The 20,110-nt window shown below is 47.9% G+C and carries 18 protein-coding genes and 1 pseudogene; all 19 read right to left on the minus strand.

The genetic code is table 11. From position 1 onward, the window contains the following. Positions 1–47: 47 nt before the first annotated feature. Complete coding sequence (gene trmFO / locus M1E03_RS12720; RefSeq protein ID WP_020451382.1) at positions 48–1,352, minus strand: FADH(2)-oxidizing methylenetetrahydrofolate--tRNA-(uracil(54)-C(5))-methyltransferase TrmFO; 1,305 nt, start codon at positions 1,350–1,352, stop codon at positions 48–50. A gap of 75 nt (positions 1,353–1,427) precedes the next feature. Next, positions 1,428–3,503 carry a type I DNA topoisomerase gene (gene topA / locus M1E03_RS12725; protein ID WP_020451381.1) on the minus strand — a complete coding sequence of 692 codons (2,076 nt, stop codon included), beginning with the start codon at positions 3,501–3,503 and terminating at the stop codon, positions 1,428–1,430. Between the two features lie 204 nt (positions 3,504–3,707). Continuing rightward, complete coding sequence (gene dprA, locus M1E03_RS12730; protein WP_096748092.1) at positions 3,708–4,610, minus strand: DNA-processing protein DprA; 903 nt, start codon at positions 4,608–4,610, stop codon at positions 3,708–3,710. Positions 4,611–4,722: 112 nt separating this feature from the next. Beyond that, entirely contained in the window at positions 4,723–5,625 is a 903-nt protein-coding gene (gene sucD / locus M1E03_RS12735) for a succinate--CoA ligase subunit alpha (protein ID WP_020451379.1), read from the minus strand. A gap of 18 nt (positions 5,626–5,643) precedes the next feature. Continuing rightward, a complete protein-coding gene (gene sucC, locus M1E03_RS12740) occupies positions 5,644–6,804 on the minus strand; it encodes an ADP-forming succinate--CoA ligase subunit beta (RefSeq protein ID WP_026579739.1) in 1,161 nt (386 codons plus the stop codon). Positions 6,805–6,979: 175 nt separating this feature from the next. Then, entirely contained in the window at positions 6,980–7,264 is a 285-nt protein-coding gene (locus tag M1E03_RS12745) for a FlhB-like flagellar biosynthesis protein (protein ID WP_020451377.1), read from the minus strand. Further along, on the minus strand, positions 7,261–8,958 hold the full coding sequence (locus M1E03_RS12750; protein ID WP_195258054.1) for a hypothetical protein: 1,698 nt from the start codon (positions 8,956–8,958) through the stop codon (positions 7,261–7,263). The genes M1E03_RS12745 and M1E03_RS12750 overlap by 4 nt, the downstream gene beginning before the upstream one ends. Before the next feature lie 24 nt (positions 8,959–8,982). Then, complete coding sequence (locus M1E03_RS12755) at positions 8,983–9,750, minus strand: ribonuclease HII (protein WP_025811379.1); 768 nt, start codon at positions 9,748–9,750, stop codon at positions 8,983–8,985. 77 nt (positions 9,751–9,827) lie between these two features. Further along, positions 9,828–10,679 carry a ribosome biogenesis GTPase YlqF gene (ylqF, locus tag M1E03_RS12760; RefSeq protein WP_020451374.1) on the minus strand — a complete coding sequence of 284 codons (852 nt, stop codon included), beginning with the start codon at positions 10,677–10,679 and terminating at the stop codon, positions 9,828–9,830. A 114-nt stretch (positions 10,680–10,793) separates the two neighbouring features. Then, positions 10,794–11,141, minus strand: coding sequence for a 50S ribosomal protein L19 (gene rplS / locus M1E03_RS12765; RefSeq protein WP_020451373.1), 348 nt, complete (start codon positions 11,139–11,141; stop codon positions 10,794–10,796). A 138-nt stretch (positions 11,142–11,279) separates the two neighbouring features. Next, entirely contained in the window at positions 11,280–12,011 is a 732-nt protein-coding gene (trmD, locus tag M1E03_RS12770; protein WP_020451372.1) for a tRNA (guanosine(37)-N1)-methyltransferase TrmD, read from the minus strand. Next, positions 12,008–12,532: a ribosome maturation factor RimM gene (gene rimM / locus M1E03_RS12775; RefSeq protein WP_318602051.1), complete on the minus strand. Its 525-nt coding sequence runs from the start codon at positions 12,530–12,532 to the stop codon at positions 12,008–12,010. The genes trmD and rimM overlap by 4 nt, the downstream gene beginning before the upstream one ends. Before the next feature lie 4 nt (positions 12,533–12,536). Then, a complete protein-coding gene (locus M1E03_RS12780; protein ID WP_020451370.1) occupies positions 12,537–12,923 on the minus strand; it encodes a YlqD family protein in 387 nt (128 codons plus the stop codon). Positions 12,924–13,060: 137 nt separating this feature from the next. Beyond that, positions 13,061–13,306, minus strand: a complete 246-nt coding sequence (locus M1E03_RS12785) for a KH domain-containing protein (RefSeq protein ID WP_023857213.1) — start codon at positions 13,304–13,306, stop codon at positions 13,061–13,063. Further along, complete coding sequence (gene rpsP, locus M1E03_RS12790) at positions 13,306–13,578, minus strand: 30S ribosomal protein S16 (RefSeq protein ID WP_006638197.1); 273 nt, start codon at positions 13,576–13,578, stop codon at positions 13,306–13,308. Before rpsP ends, M1E03_RS12785 begins: the two co-directional genes overlap by 1 nt. A gap of 107 nt (positions 13,579–13,685) precedes the next feature. Next, positions 13,686–15,026, minus strand: coding sequence for a signal recognition particle protein (gene ffh / locus M1E03_RS12795; protein WP_020451368.1), 1,341 nt, complete (start codon positions 15,024–15,026; stop codon positions 13,686–13,688). 15 nt (positions 15,027–15,041) lie between these two features. Continuing rightward, a complete protein-coding gene (locus M1E03_RS12800; protein ID WP_020451367.1) occupies positions 15,042–15,365 on the minus strand; it encodes a putative DNA-binding protein in 324 nt (107 codons plus the stop codon). Positions 15,366–15,498: 133 nt separating this feature from the next. Beyond that, positions 15,499–16,485, minus strand: coding sequence for a signal recognition particle-docking protein FtsY (gene ftsY / locus M1E03_RS12805; RefSeq protein WP_020451366.1), 987 nt, complete (start codon positions 16,483–16,485; stop codon positions 15,499–15,501). Positions 16,486–16,501: 16 nt separating this feature from the next. Beyond that, positions 16,502–20,063 (minus strand): annotated as a pseudogene (gene smc / locus M1E03_RS12810) (chromosome segregation protein SMC). Between the last annotated feature and the right edge of the window lie 47 nt (positions 20,064–20,110).

The following is a 20,110-nucleotide window of genomic DNA, read 5'->3' on the forward strand; positions in this document are numbered from 1 at the left end:
GGGCTTTTAAATGTTATCACATAACAAGTTCATCTGGCAATGAATAACTATAGCGTTTTCGAAATATTTTGAATTGTCTCCAATGCGCGCGAAGCATACTGTTCATTTCGTTCCTGCTTGTTTTTAATTTTAACCCCCAATTCCTTGAACAGACCGAAGTTCGCATTCATCGGCTGGAAGTTTTTCTTGTTTGTTTCCGTGATGTAATGGGCCATGCTGCCGATCGCTGTTTCATTTGAAAAAGTGACCGGTTCTTTTCCCTGGATGAGCCGAGCCGCATTTATTCCTGCAACAAGACCTGAAGCCGCTGATTCAACATACCCTTCAACACCTGTCATTTGGCCGGCGAAAAACAGATCGTCCCGTTTTTTAAACTGGTAGGTCGCTTTTAAAAGACTCGGCGAGTTGATGAACGTATTTCTGTGCATTACGCCGTAGCGGACGATTTCAGCTTGTTCCAGTCCCGGAATGAGGCGGAGCACTTCCTTTTGGTCGCCCCATTTGAGGTGGGTCTGAAAACCGACGATATTGTAAAGCGTGCCGGCTGCATCATCTTGGCGCAGCTGCACAACGGCGTATGGACGCTTTCCTGTTTTGGGATCTTCAAGGCCGACAGGCTTCATCGGGCCGAACAGCATCGTTTTTTTGCCGCGCTTCGCCATGACTTCAATCGGCATGCAGCCTTCAAAGAAGATTTCCTTTTCAAATTCTTTCAATGGAACAGTTTCTGCAGACACAAGGGCGTCATAAAATCTGTCAAACTCTTCTTCAGTCATCGGACAGTTCAAATACGCTGCCTCCCCTTTGTCATAGCGGGATTTCAAATAGACTTTATCCATATCAAGGCTGTCTTTCTCAACTATCGGCGCAGCGGCGTCATAAAAGTACAGATAGTCCTCTCCTGTCAGCTCCCGGAGCTTCGCGGAAAGCGATTCTGACGTCAGCGGTCCTGTTGCAATAATAGTCGGTCCTTCCGGTATTTCCGTGACTTCTTCATTGAGCACAGTCACATTCGGATGATTCTTTACTTTTTCGGTAACGTTTGCGGCAAATTCATGCCTGTCTACGGCAAGCGCACCGCCGGCAGGAACAGAACATTCGTCAGCGGCAGCGATGATGGCCGAGTCAAGAACCCGCATTTCTTCCTTTAATACACCGACAGCGTTCGTTAATGAATTCGCCCGAAGCGAGTTGCTGCAGACAAGTTCTGCGAATTTATCTGTATGGTGTGCCGGCGTTTGTTTAACAGGCCTCATTTCGTATAAACGGACATTGATACCTCGCTTGGCAAGCTGCCATGCAGCTTCGCTTCCGGCAAGTCCTGCACCGATGACATTTACTGTTTGATTCATATTCACATCTCCTAATTTATGAGTTGACTTCATCTTTTAACACAACAAAGAAGGTGAGCAAAGCCCTGCTCACCGCTACTTTTGTTGTTCTTCCTTATAATCGCAATTCACGCACTGCACTTGAACGCCTTTTTTGAGCTTTTTCTCGACAAGCATGTCCTCGCATTTCGGACATTTCCGTTCAAGCGGTTTATCCCATGATACGAATTCGCATTCAGGATAGCGGTCACAGCCGTAAAAAATACGGCGTTTTTTCGATTTGCGCTCGACGATGTTGCCGGTTTTGCATGAAGGGCATTTGACCCCGATCTCTTTTACAATCGGCTTGGTGTTGCGGCAATCCGGAAAATTGGAGCAGGCCATAAATTTGCCGTAGCGGCCCATTTTATAGACCATCGGGTGGCCGCACTCTTCACAATCCACACCCGCATACTCCGGTTCGATTTCCACTTCCTGCATCTCGGCTTCCGCCTTTTCAACGCGTTTTTCAAAGTCCTTGTAAAAGGAATCGATGATCTGCACCCATTGAATGTTTCCGTCTTCAACGTCATCAAGCTCTTTTTCCATTTTGGCGGTGAACTCAACATTAATGATCTCAGGGAAAAACTCCATGATCAAGTCAAGCACGATTTGACCGAGTTCAGTCGGGATAAAGCGTTTGTTATCAAGGGCGACATACCCGCGCTTTTGAATTGTGTCAAGCGTCGGCGCGTAAGTCGACGGACGGCCGATTCCCAGCTCTTCAAGCGTTTTGACCAGCCTTGCTTCCGTATAGCGCGGAGGCGGCTGTGTGAAGTGCTGTTCGGGTTCGATATCTTTTGAAAGAACGGTGTCGCCTTCAGCGAGATCCGGAAGCATCTTATTCTTCTCTTCCATCTGATCGTCTTTTCCTTCAACGTACACCTTCATGAAACCTGAAAACTTGACTTTACTGCCGTTCGCCCGAAATGTCAACCCGTTGTTTTCAAGATCGACGCTCATCGTATCGAGTGTCGCCGGAGCCATCTGGCTTGCGACAAAGCGCTCCCAGATCAGCTTGTATAGTCGAAGCTGGTCTCTTCCCAATACCGCCTTCAGATCGGAAGGCTTTCTGAGCACCGAGGTCGGCCTGATCGCTTCGTGGGCATCCTGGGCGTTTTCATTCTTTTTGGCAGGTTTTCGCTTGCTCCCCAAAAATTCTTTTCCGTACTGTTCGCCGATGAATGATGCCGCTTCTTCTTGAGCTGTATTCGAGATGCGGGTTGAATCCGTTCTCATATAAGTGATTAACCCGACAGTTCCTTCTTTGCCGAGATCGATTCCTTCATAAAGCTGCTGGGCGATCATCATCGTTTTCTTTGCCCGGAAATTTAATTTACGCGCCGCTTCCTGCTGAAGCGTCGATGTTGTAAACGGGAGCGCAGGGTTCCGCTTCCGTTCTTTTTTCGTAACCTTTTTAACCTCAAATTTGTTCCCTTTGATCTGGGAGAGGATTTGTTTTACATCTTCTTCGCTTTTCAGCTGGTGCTTTTCGCCGTTTATTCCGAAGAAACTCGCTTCAAATGTTTCTTTGCCTTTGAGAAAAGACCCTTCAATGGTCCAATATTCTTCAGGTTTAAAATCGTTGATTTCTTTTTCTCTGTCAATGATAAGGCGGAGTGCAACAGATTGGACACGTCCCGCACTCAAGCCTTTTTTTACTTTTTTCCATAAAATCGGGCTGATTTTGTATCCTACAAGGCGGTCCAGAATTCTTCTCGCCTGCTGGGCGTCGACAAGATCCATATTGATCATGCGCGGATGCTTAAATGAATCTTTGATCGCATCTTTTGTAATCTCATTAAATACGACGCGGCAGTCGGAATTCAGATCCAGATCAAGGCTGTGTGCCAAATGCCACGCGATCGCTTCCCCTTCCCTGTCGGGGTCGGCTGCGAGATAGACTTTTTTTGCCTTTTTGGCGGCCGTTTTTAATTCTTTTAACACGGGGCCTTTCCCGCGGATCGTGATGTATTTTGGTTCAAAGTTCTGCTCGATGTCAACGCCCATCTGGCTTTTCGGCAAGTCTCTGACGTGTCCCATCGAAGCTTTCACTTTATATTTTTTTCCTAAGTATCGCTCAATCGTTTTTGCCTTTGCAGGCGATTCCACGATGACTAAGTATTCGGACATAACATTATCCCCCTCAAGAGGTGTTCTCTCTCTTTTCAATTTAGCCTTTTTATTGTATTCAGCATAATCGTCGTTTATATAATCATTATTTTTACGAAAAGTGTCTGATTTAATCCTTCTATATGTTGAACGCCGATTAAAGCGTTTAAACTTGAAATCCTCACTATTATTAAATATTACAATACAGTTTGTCAAACGATAATTCTAAACAGGTTCCGGATATTGAGTGCGTGAAGGCGGCAGTTCGCTCAAAATATCTTCAATATTCAATACGAGTTTCGCCCCTTCCTGGATCAGCCTTGAAGGACCGCAAGAGTTGGCGTCAAAGATCGGACCAGGCACGGCGAACACCTCCCGCCCCTGCTCAAGGGCTTGATATGCTGTGATGAGCGACCCGCTCTTTTCCTTTCCCTGGACGACAACGATTCCTTCCGTTAATCCGCTGATCAGCCGATTTCGCATCGGAAAGTGCCATTTTTGAGGTTTAACGTGGGGAGGGTGCTCTGATACCAGCAGGTGGTTTTCGGCCATTTGACCGGCGAGCTGGCGGTGTTCACGGGGATATATGCTATTGAATCCGCCCGCGATGACGCCGATTGTCCTTCCCTTTGAACAGATGCTCTCCTGATGTGCAAGACCGTCAATTCCTTTTGCAAGGCCGCTGACGATCGTCCAGCTTTTTTTGCAAAGCTCCCTGACAAGGTGAACCGCTGCTCTTTTTCCGTATAATGACGGGCTGCGGGTTCCGACGATTCCGATCAGTCTTTGTTCATTGAGAAGTTTAACATCTCCTTTTAAAAAAAGGACGGGAGGCGGGTCATGAATGATTTTCAGGCTGGCTGGATAATCGGGGGAACATATGGCGGCCATGCGGACTCCGGCCGCTTCGTAAGAACGGATGAGCCGTTTAACATTAGACAGTTCTTGTTTCGCCAGTTTTCGTATGGAGCACAAGTCTGATCTTTTTAATGAAAGCTTCGTTAAAAGATGGTTTTTTTCGCCCGTAAGAGACAAGGAAGGATCCTGCTTCCACCACTTGGTCAGCAGAGAAGGGGAGAGTGTGCCGCGAAGGCGGAGCAATATCAAAAGCTCGCTGCTGTCGTTCATTCAAAAACCTCCAAACATTTTTAAAACAAAACAATCTGAAAGTACTAAACGATTTAACCAGTTATGAAAAAGCAGGAATAGACCAATCGGACTATTCCCGCTCATGTTGAGATCAATGTGTTTTACACGTTTCGTAAAGGCCTTTTTCCTTCAGCACTTTAATCAATGTTTCTCCCATAACAGAAGGCGTTTCAGCCACTTCGATTCCGCAGGCGTTCATCGTTTTGACCTTTTCGTCCGCCGTTCCTTTTCCTCCGGAAATGATGGCGCCGGCATGCCCCATACGCTTGCCAGGAGGCGCTGTTTTTCCTCCGATGAAACCGACGACAGGTTTGGTCATGTTGGCTTTCACCCATTCGGCCGCTTCCTCTTCAGCTGTTCCGCCGATTTCGCCGATCATGATTACCGCATGTGTATCAGGATCTTCATTAAACGCCTTCAGCACATCGATGAAGTTTGTCCCGTTGACAGGGTCTCCGCCGATGCCCACTGCCGTTGACTGGCCGACTCCTGCTTCTGAAAGCTGATGAACCGCTTCATATGTAAGGGTTCCTGAACGCGACACAACGCCGACATGGCCTTTTTTATGGATATATCCGGGCATGATCCCGATTTTACACTCCTCAGGCGTAATGACTCCTGGACAGTTCGGACCGATGAGCCTTGTTTTCTTGTCTTCCATATACCTTTTAACTTTTACCATATCCAGCACCGGAATGTGCTCAGTAATACAGATGACAAGATCAAGCTCAGCATCTGTCGCTTCCATAATCGCATCGGCTGCAAAAGCCGCAGGAACGTAAATGACAGACGCATTTGCCCCGGTCTGCTTTACAGCCTCTTCGACCGTGTTGAACACAGGCACCCCTTCAACCTCTGTTCCGCCTTTGCCCGGTGTGACTCCGCCGACAATTTTCGTTCCGTATTCAAGCATCTGCTTTGTGTGAAACAAAGCGGTTGAACCCGTTATCCCCTGAACAATGACTTTTGTGTCTTTATTAATAAATACACTCATTTTGGTCCCCTGCCTTTCTTACTTCACTAAGGATACGATTTTCTGCGCGCCGTCAGCCATTGATTCCGCAGACGTAATATTGAGTCCTGAATCATCGAGGATCTTCTTGCCGAGATCGACATTGGTGCCTTCAAGGCGAACGACAAGCGGCAATGTCAGACCGACTTGTTTCGTCGCTTCAACAACACCTTCTGCAATGACGTCGCATTTCATGATACCGCCGAAAATATTGACAAAGATCCCTTTGACGTTTTGATCAGACAAAATGATCTTGAACGCTTCCGTTACCTTTTCAGCTGTCGCGCCGCCTCCAACGTCAAGGAAGTTGGCCGGTTCCCCTCCGTAGTGCTTGATAATGTCCATGGTCGACATCGCAAGCCCCGCTCCGTTGACCATGCAGCCGATGTTTCCATCGAGCGAAATATAGCTTAAATCATACTTGGATGCTTCGATTTCCTTCGGATCTTCTTCATCGAGATCTCTGTACTCCAAGATGTCTTTTTGTCTGTATAGCGCATTGCTGTCAAAGTTCAGCTTGGCGTCAAGGGCCATGACTTTTCCATCACCTGTGACGACGAGCGGATTGATTTCAGCAATGGAACAGTCTTTTTCAGTAAACGCCTTGTACAATCCCATCATAAACTTAACAGCCTGGCCGACAAGCTCTTTCGGGATATTGATGGCGAAGGCGATTTTTCTCGCCTGGTAACCCTGCAGTCCGACAGCCGGATCGATCACTTCTTTGACGATTTTTTCCGGCGTTTTTTCAGCGACTTCTTCAATTTCCGTGCCGCCTTCTTCGGATGCCATCAGCACGATGCGTGAAGTCGCCCTGTCAAGAACCAGACCGACATAGTATTCTTTTTTGATATCGCAGCCTTCTTCAATAAGTAAGCGTTTTATTTGCTGGCCGTCAGGACCCGTCTGGTGAGTGACAAGCGTCTTCCCCAACAATTCATCCGCATAGGCTTTGACTTCTTCTTTTGATTTTGCAATTTTAACCCCGCCAGCTTTACCGCGTCCGCCGGCGTGAATTTGAGCTTTCACGACATAAACCGAGCTGGACAGCGCTTCCGCTGCTTTGACCGCTTCATCTGCTGTAAATGCCACTTTACCTTCCGGAACAGCCACTCCGTATTGTCTGAGTACTTCTTTCCCTTGGTACTCATGGATATTCATTTCCCATCCTCCTAACTTATGTAGCAAAAATAAAAATAGACTGCGCTTTCATTTTATATAATCATAGATCGATTGTCTAGGTTTCGATGAGAAATCGTAAAATCCTTCTAAACATTCACACTTTTATTTTATTAAAAATATAAAATTAATAGAGGAAACGGCTTTTTTTCAAAAGTCATTCCCTCTTTTTCAATTTTTCATCAAGCGTATAGACGAATGAAAAGATCTCGGCGACGATTTCGTAAAGCGCTTCAGGAATGTGATCGTCAAGCTCCAAGTGGCGCATTAATTCGACAAGCGTCGCATCTTCCTGAATCGGAACGCCGGCTTTCTGCGCCTCTTCAATGATCTTCTCCGCCGTGTATCCCGATCCTTTGGCAACCACCTTCGGCGCCTTATCCTTCATTTCATCGTAGTGAAGCGCAACAGCTCTTCTTAATGGAACAGATTCTTCCTTCATATTTTCACATCCACTGCGCTCTCTGTAATTTGTTCAAAGCGGGCGTCCAGAAAAGGAGCAAGCTTCATGTTTTCCCGTTTTTTTGCTGTGACGCCTGACAAGCTGTAGCCCAGTTCTTTCAGATTTTCCTTTAAAGCGGGGACCAGCGGTTCAAGCAAAGGCTCCAAGTCGAATCCTGTTTCAATTGTAACCGTCATGACGTTTTGCTGGATTAAACAATCGATCACCGTCTCTTCCAAGGCCTCCAACTGAAGGTAAAACACAAGGCGGCACTGGGAAGGGTCGATCTTTCCGTCGTCCTTTTTCTGCCCTTTTAAGAAAACGGTCAAATCCTGAACGCCGTTCTTTGAAAACAAAGGGTACGACAGAAAAAGCTGGCTCTGGGCAGGCTGATCATTTTGCAAAAACAGCTGTCCGTTTAAACGGTGAAAGATTTGATCAGCTTCCTGTTTTACAGGAGCGGGAAGATCGGAAGCATGCCTCATTTCATTCAGCACGAGCTTTAAAGATTGAAGGCCCTGATCTTTGAGAACAGCGCCGTTTTCCATCGCTCTCAACAATGAGAGTTCATCTCTGACGCCTAAAAGGTCCTTGATCTTGAGGAGAACGGAAAATACATCGGCTTTATTCGTTAATGCAGGTGCTGTTTCTTTCATGATATGCTGCAATAATTCCGTCTCTTTTGGCGTAAATCCGCCCGGAACGGCCGGAGCTTGTCCTAGAGATCCGCTCGATTCAAGCGCTCTGATGACGCCTGCCGCTTCTTTTACAATATGCGTCCCGTTCGTTTCGGCTTGTGCCGCCAATTTAGCGAGCAGGTCTTTAGCTGCCGCGATTTCTGCGTTTTGCGGCTGCTGCTGAACAGCTTTTGCTTCTTGTCCTTGGGTGCCGCCGGCGTCAGCTTTTTGCAAAGGATTCCCGATTTCTGACTGAACCTGCGGCTTTAATGGCTGAACGCCCTGCAGTTCTCCTTTTTCTAGCGACCTGACGTGTTCTGCAAGCTTTTGAATCAGCCTTTCGGCATGCACCTCGGTCTCCGCTTGTAAAACAGGCAAAAGCGCCTGCTTCAGCTTTTCCATGCCTGCGGATTGCTGAGTGGCGTTCGTGATCATATCAAATGTTTTGGCAATCTGCTCGTTCAGCGGTACGGGGTTTTTGACGGCCAAAATCGAATCGAGCACGCCGGGATGGACGGGAAGTTCGCGTTTAAGAGCGAACATGACGGCATCGGCGCCTTTTTGGGCGTCAGACTTCGGCAGATTTTCAAGCCACTTGATGGCGGCTCTTAAATCGTTTTCCCTGATCGGCTGCTGCTCCTTCAGCAACGCTCCGACCAGAAAGACAGCTTCCTTCGTCCGCTTCAGAGAAAGCCCGTTCAACAGCTTAAAAGCGGCATCCTGCACTGTCTTCGGGTTTTTGTCAAACGCTTCAACGACCTGAAGGCGGCCTGTCGCTTCGTCAGGCTTCTTTTCATACGAAAACCAGTAATGAGCGCCCGCTTTCAGGGGTGCCTCAAGCTTCCCCTGCCATTTCGTATTGCCGATTTGTATTTCGGCGAAATGCTCGCTGATAAAGCGGAGCACTTTGCCGAGCATCAGCCTTTTCTGATCCGTCTCCGTTCCGCTGATCCGCTGGAGAGGATCAGCTTGTTCAAATTGTTTTCTTAAGCTGTTATGTACATCGTTCAGCATCATCAAAGTCATTCTTCCTCCGGAACGTTATTCATGTGCTTTAACAGGGGCGAACGATCTTCGGTGTATCGGCGACGGGCCGTATTTGGCAAGGGCATGCAGATGCTCTTTTGTTCCGTAGCCTTTATGCTTTTCAAAGCCGTAGAGAGGATACTTTGCGGCGTATTCATCCATCAGCCTGTCTCTCGTCACTTTTGCGATGCATGCGCCTGCCGCTATCGATGCGCTTTTTGCATCCCCTTTAATGATCGATGACTGCTCTGTATCGACTGCAAGCGACATGGCGTCGATTAGAAGATAATCCGGAGCGACGTCCAGCGCTTGGACCGCTTTCAGCATCGCCGCTTTCGAGGCTTCATAAATATTCAGCTCATCGATCTCATCAGCGTCAGCGATCCCGACGCCGACTGCTGCGGCTTCTTCCATAATGTATGAATAATAGTCTTCTCTTTTTTGCTTTGACAGTTTTTTCGAATCTGTCAGCCCTAATATTTCACAGTCTTCTTTGAGGATGACAGCGGCGGCAACAACAGGCCCTGCGAGAGGCCCTCTGCCCGCCTCGTCGATTCCGGCGATATATTGATAGCCCCGCGCTCTCAGCGACCGTTCGAAAGACGTCATCACCTGCCACTCTTCCCGCATGGCCGAAAGCCTTTTATTTTTCTTCAGCCAGGCGTCGACAAGCGCTTGGACGCTTTTCCGCCCATCATTTTTGCACTGCTCTATAAAAGGGTCTTTTTCATCACTCACCGATTGAAGATGTTCTTTAATTTCTTTGACGGTTAATGTTTTCACTTTCTCTTCTCCCCTAATGTTCTTATCGGCGCATCTCCTGCAAAAATAAAGGCCCGCTCTTTTAAAAGCGCGCCTTTTTACATATCCTCCGGCTTTTCAAAAGAAAGCGGACCGAACTTTTCGGTGCGGATATCGCGGATGATGACTTCTGTCGTCTTGTCGTAATTGATCTCGCCTCCGGCCATGAGACAGCCGCGTTTTTTTCCGATCTCATCAAAAAGCGCTGCAATCTCTTCTGGAATCTCTTCCAGATCGTAGCGCTTTTTTAAGCGCTCAGGGTAATTCTCTTCCAAAAAGCGCAAACCGTAGACGGCGACATCCTGCAAGTTGATAATCGAATCTTTAATTGCACCTGTTGCCGCAAGCCTCAGCCCGACAAGCTCGTCCTCAAACTTCGGCCATAAAATCCCCGGGGTATCGAGAAGCTCGAGCTCTTTTCCGACCTTCACCCACTGCTGCGCCGTTGTGATCCCGGGTCTGTCGCCCGTTTTGGCGATGTTTTTTTTCGCCAGCCGGTTGATTAAAGTCGATTTGCCGACGTTCGGAATGCCGACGATCAACGCTCTGATCGCGCGCGGCTTTACACCTTTTGCTTTCATTTTATCAAACTTTTCTTTCAGCAGCTCTTTTGAAGCGGGAAGAATTTGATTGAGCCCCTGTCCGTTGACCGAGTTGATGGCGAGAGAAGGAATCCCGTCTTTTTCAAAGTGCTGCTTCCAAGCCTTCGTCACGGAGGAGTCCGCTTTATCCGCCTTGTTGAGCAGCATGATCCTCGGTTTGTTTTTTAAAATCTCTTCAATCATCGGGTTTCTTGAAGACATCGGAATTCTGGCGTCGACCAGTTCGTATACAATGTCGATCAGCTTGAGTTTCTCCGTTACTTCCCGCCTCGCTTTGGCCATATGCCCTGGGAACCATTGGATCACCATTTGTCTGACACCTACTTTCTGTTATTGCTATTCTTTTAATGGTGCGGTGCATTTATACTTGTTTGACAAAAAAAGAGCTTGTTATGGTTAACAAGCTCTTTTCGTTCGTTATCTTTATCGTCTGATTTCTTTAATACGAGCCGCTTTTCCACGAAGTTCGCGCAGGTAATAAAGTTTCGCACGGCGTACTTTACCATGACGGACAACTTCGATTTTCGCGATTTTCGGTGTGTGCAATGGGAATGTACGCTCAACTCCGACACCGTAAGAAATCTTACGAACTGTGAAAGTTTCGCTGATTCCGCCACCACGACGCTTAATCACGACACCTTCAAAAACCTGGATACGCTCACGGTTACCCTCGACAACTTTAACGTGTACACGTAAAGTATCACCAGGACGGAACGCAGGCAAATCAGTGCGCAATTGTTCTTTTGTGATATCTTCAATCAATTTTTGCATCGTCTTCAACTCCTTCCAACAGATGCTCTTGCGCGAGTTAACCGGCACAGCGGAACATCGTTTTCAAACTTAAACGAGCGTTCCCGTTCAAGTCACAAGTAGTATCATACCACACCTTTTTTCCGGGTGCAATAGAATCTACCGGTTTTTCCATTCAGAAATCCATTTTCGCTCTTCTTCAGATAAAGGATAGTTTTCCAGAAGGTCGGGCCGCCTTAAAAAAGTGCGCCTGAGAGACTCCTTCCGCCGCCATTCTTTGATTTTCGCATGGTTCCCGGATGTCAGAACGTCCGGCACCTTCAGGCCTTTATAATCTGCCGGCCGCGTATAATGAGGGTGTTCAAGAAGCCCCGTGCTGAAAGAGTCTTCAAGGTGCGATTCTTCCTTGCCGAGCACGCCCGGCAAAAGCCGCACAACACTGTCTGCGATCATCATCGCCGGCAGCTCTCCCCCTGTCAAAACGAAATCTCCGATCGAAATTTCGTCTGTAGACAGGTGCTCTCTGATCCGCTCATCATACCCTTCATAATGCCCGCAAATGAACATTAAATGCTCTTCCTGCGCCAGTTCTTCAGCCTTCTGTTGGGTATAGCGTTCCCCTTGGGGGCAGACGAGGATGATTCTCGGAGACCCTTCGGCTTCAGCTGTCAGCTTTTCGACCGCATCAAAGACAGGCTGCGGTTTCAGCACCATTCCTGCTCCCCCGCCGTATGGATAATCATCAACGGTTTGATGCTTGTTGTCGGAAAAGGCCCGAAAGTTCACCACGCGAAAGTGGACAGCGTCCTTATCCTGAGCTTTTTGCAGGATCGACGAGCCGAGCACACCTTCAAACATTTCCGGAAAAAGCGTTAAAAAATCGATTTTCATTCGTCAAGTAACCCTTCCATGATATGAATCTTGATCGTTTGATCCGCCACATTAATCTCTTTGACAACGGCGTCGATATAAGGGATAAGCGCGTCTTTCTTTCCCGGTCTGGCCACGACCCAGACATCGTTGGCGCCCGGCGTTAAAATTTCTTTGACCTTGCCGATTAAATCCCCGTCTTCCGATAAAACATCGCAGCCGATGATTTCGTGAAAGTAGTACTCGTCTTCCGCCAACTGGCTTAATTGGTCTTCGGGAACTTTAATCAAGGCATTCTTTAATTTTTCGGCTTCGGTGAGCGTTTCAACCTCTTTAAACTGCAAAAGGTGGAACTGTTTATGAAGCCTGTGGGCGCTGACGGTCACCTTGACAGGCTCGTCTGTTCCTTCACGGAACAAGTAGAGAGCGTTTCCGGGCTTGTACCGTTCCTCAGGAAAATCGGTTCTTGAAATGACGCGGACTTCGCCTTTTACCCCATGAGTATTAACAATTTTCCCTACATTAAACCATTGTTTCAGCATTTCTTCACCTCGGACGAATTTCAATGACGATCCCGTCTTTAATCACGATTGTTTTTCCCGTCGTCATATCATGCCAATTATCCCCGACTTCAATGTCCATTAAAGCGTCGATTTCTTTTTCCTTTACTTCGCTGCCAAGCGGCAGTGTATGGATTTGATTGATTTGAAAAACGATCATTTTAATCTTGTCCTGACGTTTTTCAATTTCTTTTTTAAATGATTCAGTCGCTGCCGGATTGTGGTGTTCCTTTTCGTGCTTCCTGAGCTGAAAATAGAGCTGGTTGCATTCGCGCTCAAGGATTTCCTTTCGTTCTTCAAAAGAAGCCAGCAGCTTTTTTTTGCTGTTTTCAGTCAAAACCTGCATAACGGTAACACGTTGGATAATTTGCATGGCATCATCACCTACTGTCCCGTGATTTTTCCTTTCCCTGAAATCCGGCAGCCTGGCATAAGCTGACAATCGGAATCGTTCATCTGTTTCTATTTTTCTTACATGTTAAAAAAGGGGGAGGTTTTCACCCTCTCCCCTTAGTCTGCGATCTCAAGTTGAACTTTCTTAGAAGACTGTGCGCCTGCCGCAAATACGACAGAGCGTATCGCCCTTGCAGTGCGCCCTTTTTTGCCGATGATCTTGCCGGTATCCTCTCTGTTGACAGACAAGCGGAACATCGTCCGCTCTGGATTTTCCTCTCTGAAAACCTGAACGTCATCCGGATGATCCACAAGCGGTTTGACCAGTGATACAATCAGCTCTTCCAAGTGCAGATCACTCATTATTTGCTTTGTTTAGCGTTGTGGAATTTTTCCATAATGCCTTCTTTAGAGAACAGGTTGCGAACCGTGTCAGACGGTTTAGCTCCTGTTTGAAGCCATTTAAGCGCAAGCTCTTCGTCAATTTTGACTTCCGCTGGTTTTGCAACCGGGTTGTAAGTTCCGACTGTTTCGATGAAACGGCCGTCACGCGGTGAACGAGAATCTGCTACAACAATACGATAGAAAGGAGATTTTTTTGCTCCCATACGTTTTAAACGAATTTTTACTGCCATTTTACTAGCACCTCCGAAAATATTTCAACAAGATAGTATATTAACAATGATAAAAGTGTTTGTAAAGTGTTTTTTCTTAACAACGTTTTTATCATCTGAAAACAGGTTTACATGAAGGGCAGTTTAAACCCTTTTTTCTTGCCTTTTGTCATGTTTGTCATCTGTTTCATCATTTTTTTCATTTCTTCAAATTGCTTTAAAAGACGGTTGACTTCCTGTACGGATGTCCCGCTTCCTTTCGCAATCCGTTTGCGCCTGCTTGCATTGATGATCTCAGGCTGCTCTTTTTCCTTCCCGGTCATCGACTTGATGATGGCTTCGATATGGCTGAGCTGTTTTTCATCAACTTTAACGTTTTTTAAGCCTTTCATTTTGCCTGCGCCGGGCATCATTTGAATCAGATCTTCAAGCGGCCCCATATTGCGGACCTGTCCGAGCTGTTCCAAAAAGTCGTCGAGCGTAAAGCTCATATTTTTCATTTTTTGCTCGAGTTCTTTCGCCTTTTCTTCGTCTACGTTGGCCTGGGCTTTCTCGATAAGGGTGAGCACATCGCCCATTCCGAGAATTCGCGAGGCCATCCGTTCGGGATGAAACGGCTCCAGCGCATCAAGCTTTTCGCCCATTCCGGCAAATTTGATCGGCGTGTTGGTCACGGCGCGGATCGACAAGGCCGCCCCGCCTCTTGTATCACCGTCAAGCTTCGTCAGAATGACACCCGTCACACCGAGCTGTTCGTTGAAGCTTTTGGCAACATTTACCGCATCTTGACCCGTCATGGAATCAACGACAAGGAAAATCTCTTCCGGCTGAGCTGTTTCTTTTACCTGCTCAAGCTCATCCATCAGGTCTTCATCAATGTGAAGGCGTCCCGCCGTATCGATGAGAACGTAGTCATGATGATCTTCTTTCGCCTTTTCGATGGCCTGCTTGGCAATCTCAACCGGACTGACCTTGTCACCCAGTGAAAATACCGGCATATCGAGCTGTTTGCCGAGCGTTTCCAGCTGTTTGATCGCCGCCGGGCGGTAGATGTCTGCTGCCACGAGCAGCGGATTGCGGTTATGTTTTTTGCGAAGCAGGTTGGCGAGCTTTCCGGTCGACGTCGTTTTACCGGCCCCTTGCAGACCGACCATCATGATGACGGTCGGCGGACGCTTTGCAGCGGCAATCTTGCTTTCCTCGCCGCCCATCAGCTCCGTCAGTTCTTCTTTTACCACTTTAATGACCTGCTGTCCGGGCGTCAGGCTTTTCATGACGTCTTGTCCGACAGCTCGTTCGCTTACCTTTTTCACAAAATCTTTCACGACTTTAAAATTGACGTCCGCTTCAAGGAGCGCTAAACGGACTTCGCGCATCATGTCTTTGACGTCTTGCTCCGTTACTTTTCCTTTTCCGCGGATTTTTGAGATCGTTTGCTGCAGTCGGTCGGCTAATCCTTCGAATGCCATATTAAGTGCCGCCTCCTAATCTAATTTCTCAAGCGCGTCGATCAGGGATTCCGCTTCGGGCTGACCGTCAGTCAGCTTTCTCAGCTCTTCAAAAATCTTATTGCGCTCTTGAAATTTTTTAAACAAAAGTAGCTTTTCTTCATATTGCTCAAGCATGGCTTCGGTCCGCTTGATATTGTCATAGACCGCTTGCCTTGAGACATGATATTCTTCAGCTATTTCGCCAAGGGAGAAATCGTCTAAGTAGTAAAGCGACATGTAGCTTTTTTGTTTTGATGTCAACAACGACTGATAGAAATCGAATAGGTAATTCATTCTCGTTGTTTTTTCAAGCGTCATGAGACTCTCCCCTTTGTTAAGTCAAATCCCTTTACGATACATTAGTTTACGCTGAAATATTTGATCTGTCAAGTTTTTATCTTGTCATACATGACGGCGAAAAAGAAAACCCCGGCGAAGGGGTTTTCCGCGCCTACTCTTCTTTCTCGATCAGATCGGAAAACAGGCCGTATACATATGACTCTGCTTCAAACGGCTGCAGGTCATCCATTTTTTCTCCCAGTCCGACAAACTTGACCGGAATCTGGAGCTCGTGGCGGATGGCGAGGACGATGCCGCCTTTTGCCGTTCCGTCGAGCTTCGTCAGCACGATGCCGGAGACATCAGTCGCTTTGGAAAATTCGCGCGCCTGTGTCATCGCGTTCTGTCCTGTCGTCGCATCCAGTACGAGCAGCACTTCATGAGGTGCATCAGGCACTTCGCGCTGAATCACGCGCTTTACCTTTTCGAGTTCTTTCATTAAGTTCACTTTATTTTGGAGACGTCCTGCCGTGTCGCAAAGCAGAACATCGGCGCCGCGCGCTTTCGCGGCTTGAACGGCGTCATAGATAACGGCCGCAGGGTCCGAGCCTTCAGCCTGTTTGACGACATGCGCGCCGACGCGCTCTCCCCACACTTCAAGCTGATCGATCGCGCCGGCTCTGAATGTATCTCCGGCAGCAAGGACGACATTTTTGCCTTCTTTGATGAATTGATGGGCAAGCTTGCCGATCGTCGTCGTTTTGCCGACGCCGTTTACGCCGACGAATAAAATGATGTTTAAGCGGCCGTCTTCGACGCGGAGCTCTGCTGCTTCCTGCTCCCCGCCTTCATAGATTTCGACGAGCTTTTCAGAAATGACGGACTGAACCTCTTTCGGGTCCTGAATATTTCTTCGTTTGACCTCGCTTTTCAGTTCGTCAATCAGCTCCATCACCGTTGAAACGCCGACATCAGCGCTGATCAGAACCTCTTCAAGCTCTTCAAAAAAATCCTCGTCCACTTTCCGGTAGCGGGAGACAAGCTCATTGACCCGCTCCTGAAACGTATTTCTCGTTTTCGCCAGGCCTTCTTTAAATTTGCCTGAAACCGAATCGGTCTGCTGTGTGATTTTTTCTTTCAGTTTTTTAAAAAAGCTCATGTCCTGTAACCTCGCTTTATTGAACTAGTTCTTTTGTTTCTTCAAGCTTGACTGAGACCAGCTTGGAAACGCCTGATTCCTGCATCGTCACGCCGTAAAGAACATCGGCTTCTTCCATCGTTCCTTTTCGGTGGGTGATGACGATAAACTGGGTTTCATGGCTGTATTTTTTCAAGTATTGGGCAAAGCGGAACACGTTCGCTTCGTCAAGCGCCGCCTCGACTTCATCCAGCACGCAGAACGGAACCGGTCTGACTTTGAGGATCGAAAACAGGAGCGCGATCGCCGTCAAGGCCCGTTCCCCGCCGGAAAGCAGGCTCAGGTTCTGCAGCTTTTTGCCCGGAGGCTGAGCGATAATATCGACGCCCGATTGGAGCAGGTCATTCGGATCTGTCAGCTTGAGTTCGGCTCTTCCGCCGCCGAACAGCGCCCGGAAGACGTCTTCGAAATGAGAACTGATCTGTGCAAATGTTTCCGCAAAACGCTTCGTCATTTCCTCATCCATTTCCTCGATAACCTTAAAGAGCGTATTTTTCGCTTCGAGCAGGTCGTCTTTCTGCTCCGAGAGGAAGAGGTAGCGTTCATTGACCCTTTCGAATTCCTCAATGCTGCCGAGGTTCACCGTTCCCAGCTCTTCGATTGCAAGCTTGATCAGCTTGACGCGCTTCCTCGCCTCTTCAGGGGAAAGCTCCAAAGGATATTTTTCCCTCGCCCCTTCAAATGAAAGTCCATACTCTTCCCGCAGGAAAGAGAGCAGGTTGTCGAGTTCGACTTCCATGCGACCGAGCTTGACTTCTTCGTCTTTTAAGAGGCCTGCCATCTGCTTATACTGGCGCTTCATTTCTTTCAGTTCCAGCTCTTCGGTTTCAAGGCCTTTTTGCAGTTTCATCCGCTGCTCTCTTCTTGATGCGATAAGCTCTGCGGTTTTATTTTTGTCGTTCAGCTTCTTTTTCGCAGCTTCTTCAAGTTTTTCCTCCCCGGAAGTATTGGAGGACATTTCTGTCGTCAAGAAAGAGAGATCCTCTTCGGCAATTTTGAGCGCTTCCGCATTCTCGGCATACTCTTCTTCAAGCCTTGTGAGCTTTTCCCGTTCATTCGCACACGACTGTTCGGTTTTCGCCAGCACCACTTTCAAATCGGTCAGCTCGCTTTGCAGCGCTTCTTTCGTCGAGGTCTGTGTCTGTTTCCGCTCCGTCATGGCTTCGATTTCGGAATCGAGGCGCTTCAGCCCGCCGGCGATCGATGTGAGCTTTTCTTCAAGCTCTTTTTTACGCCGTTTCTTGTCTTCGTCCCCTTCGAGCAGAGCCGATTTTTCCTGGTCGTAGAGCTCCAAATGGCTGTTGACGTTTTTCTCGGCGATTTCGAGTTCGTACAGACGCCCTTTGATTTCCTGCTGTTCGGTTCTTAAGCCTTCCCCGTCCTCGCGGAGTGACTGAAGTTTGGCATCAAGCTCTTGCATCGTCTGCTTCAGGGCTTTCACTTCTTTTTCGAGCAATTCGGTTTTCTCTTCCATCTCGGCGAGACGTTTTGTCTGGGCTTCCAGCTCCCTGTTGCGTCCCAGAAGCGAGCTGCTTTTTTTCTTAACGGCTCCTCCCGTCATTGAACCGCCCGGATTGACGACATCCCCTTCAAGGGTGACGATCCGGTATCTGTGGCCGAGCCGTTTGGCAAGATCGTTGGCGCCTTTTAAATGCTCGGTGATCAGCACGGTGCCAAGCAGGTTTTGCACGACGGTCCGGTAGGCCGGATCAAACGAAACAAGCTCGCTGGCGATGCCGATGAACGACGGATTTTCTTTCGCCGCTTCGATATCTCGCGACTGAATGCGGCGCTCTTTGATGACGGAAAGCGGGAGAAAGGTCGCCCTTCCGAACGAATGCTTTTTCAAATATTGAATCGCCCGTCTGGCGGCGTCTTCATCGTCAGTGACAACATGTTGGGCCGTTGCGCCGAGCGCGATTTCAATCGCTGTTTCATACCGCTCGTCCGTCTTTAACAGCTCTGCAATCGCACCGCGAATGCCCGGAAGCTCGCTCTTGGCCTTTAATACTTCTTTGACGCCTTGATAAAACCCTGAGAAGTCCTCCTGCATCGCTTCAAGCATTTCCTTTTTGGAGCGCGCCTGCTGAACGTATTGATAAGCCTGGTAAAGGGCGGATTCCTTTTTCTCGTACTGGCTTTTTTTCTGTTCGTAGCTTTTTTGCGCGTCCCTGAATGCTTGAATCTGGCTGTGAAGGCGCTCGTCGACGAGGCTGAATTCGTGTTCGGTTTTCATCTTTCGGTCGGCGATTTCCTTCCGCTCGCTTAAATATTTTTCATTGTTTTGCGCGAGTCGTTTTTGCTGCGCCGCGGATTGGGACATTTGGTCTTCAAGAAATTGAAGCTCGTTTCGGACGGATGCCTGTTCGTTCAAGAGCTCGAAATAATCGCTTTTCAGCTGTTCGATTTCTTCTTCTACATTTTCGCTGTATCCGGAGAGAGCCTGATTCTTTTCTTTCACCTTTCGGGCAAGCTCTTTTGCTTCGGCCTCGAGCTTTTCAAACACAAGCTTCTGCGCGGCGATTTTTTCTTTCAGGCTTCGCTCTTTTTCACTGCGCTGGACGAGCGCTTCTTCAAGCTGAGCTCTGTTTTGCGTCGCGTTTTTTTTTGCGTTCCTTCAGCACTTCTTTCCGGCCTTCAAGCTTCTCCAGTTCCTCGCTTGTCAAAAGCAGCACTTGTTGAAGCTCATCGACCGATTCGTCGAGCGCTTGAATTTTGTCTCTTGCCTCTTCGATTTTGGCTTCCTTTGCCTGGATGGCCGCAGACGAAGACATCTCTTCGTCTTTCGCCTTTTCGACTTTCTGCTGAAGGGCTTCCCATTTTCCGTGAAGCTCTTCGATATCATACGCCGTTAACGCGATTTCGATTTTTTCAAGCTCATCCTTTTTTTCAAGGTAGTCTTTGGCGATCGAAGCCTGCACTTTCAGCGGCTCCACCTGCCCCTCGAGCTCGTGGAGGATGTCTTCGACACGGTTCAAATTGTCCTGTGTCTCAAACAGCTTGTTTTCGGCTTTTTTCTTTCTCGTTTTGTATTTTAATACGCCGGCCGCTTCTTCAAAGATGCTTCTCCGCTCTTCAGCCTTGCTGCTTAAAATCTCTTCGACTTTGCCTTGGCTGATGATAGAAAACGCTTCTTTTCCAAGCCCCGAATCCATAAAAAGATCGATGATATCTTTCAGACGGCACGGCTGGTTGTTGATGAGAAATTCGCTTTCCCCAGATCTGTAGACTCTTCTCGTCACACTGACTTCGTGAAAATCGATCGGCAAAAAGCGGTCGTCATTGTCAAGCGTCAGCGTCACTTCGGCAAGATTCAGCTTTTTCCGCGAATCGCTGCCTGCAAAAATGATGTCTTCCATTTTACCGCCTCTGAGCGATTTGGCGGACTGTTCACCGAGCACCCAGCGGATCGCGTCGGTAATGTTGCTTTTTCCGCTGCCGTTCGGACCGACGACAGCTGTCACGCCTTTTACAAAATCTACAGAAATTCGTTCTGCAAACGATTTAAATCCTATCACGTCTAAACGTTTGAGGAACATGGTGATCCTCCTTATGTATTAAAGTATTACAATTCTATCATAACCCC

The organism is Bacillus sp. PK6-013, assembly GCF_054161445.1.

Bases quoted from the DNA above. Each gene is read 5' to 3' on its own strand.
- topA (WP_020451381.1), bottom strand. From the start codon at position 3,503: ATGTCCGAATACTTAGTCATCGTGGAATCGCCTGCAAAGGCAAAAACG.
- sucD (WP_020451379.1), bottom strand. From the start codon at position 5,625: ATGAGTGTATTTATTAATAAAGACACAAAAGTCATTGTTCAGGGGATA.
- M1E03_RS12750 (WP_195258054.1), bottom strand. From the start codon at position 8,958: ATGATGCTGAACGATGTACATAACAGCTTAAGAAAACAATTTGAACAA.
- ylqF (WP_020451374.1), bottom strand. From the start codon at position 10,679: ATGGTGATCCAATGGTTCCCAGGGCATATGGCCAAAGCGAGGCGGGAA.
- M1E03_RS12745 (WP_020451377.1), bottom strand. From the start codon at position 7,264: ATGAAGGAAGAATCTGTTCCATTAAGAAGAGCTGTTGCGCTTCACTAC.
- M1E03_RS12780 (WP_020451370.1), bottom strand. From the start codon at position 12,923: ATGCAAATTATCCAACGTGTTACCGTTATGCAGGTTTTGACTGAAAAC.
- ftsY (WP_020451366.1), bottom strand. From the start codon at position 16,485: ATGAGCTTTTTTAAAAAACTGAAAGAAAAAATCACACAGCAGACCGAT.
- dprA (WP_096748092.1), bottom strand. From the start codon at position 4,610: ATGAACGACAGCAGCGAGCTTTTGATATTGCTCCGCCTTCGCGGCACA.
- rplS (WP_020451373.1), bottom strand. From the start codon at position 11,141: ATGCAAAAATTGATTGAAGATATCACAAAAGAACAATTGCGCACTGAT.
- M1E03_RS12785 (WP_023857213.1), bottom strand. From the start codon at position 13,306: ATGAGTGATCTGCACTTGGAAGAGCTGATTGTATCACTGGTCAAACCG.
- M1E03_RS12800 (WP_020451367.1), bottom strand. From the start codon at position 15,365: ATGACGCTTGAAAAAACAACGAGAATGAATTACCTATTCGATTTCTAT.
- trmD (WP_020451372.1), bottom strand. From the start codon at position 12,011: ATGAAAATCGATTTTTTAACGCTTTTTCCGGAAATGTTTGAAGGTGTG.
- ffh (WP_020451368.1), bottom strand. From the start codon at position 15,026: ATGGCATTCGAAGGATTAGCCGACCGACTGCAGCAAACGATCTCAAAA.
- rpsP (WP_006638197.1), bottom strand. From the start codon at position 13,578: ATGGCAGTAAAAATTCGTTTAAAACGTATGGGAGCAAAAAAATCTCCT.
- rimM (WP_318602051.1), bottom strand. From the start codon at position 12,532: ATGCTGAAACAATGGTTTAATGTAGGGAAAATTGTTAATACTCATGGG.
- trmFO (WP_020451382.1), bottom strand. From the start codon at position 1,352: ATGAATCAAACAGTAAATGTCATCGGTGCAGGACTTGCCGGAAGCGAA.
- sucC (WP_026579739.1), bottom strand. From the start codon at position 6,804: ATGAATATCCATGAGTACCAAGGGAAAGAAGTACTCAGACAATACGGA.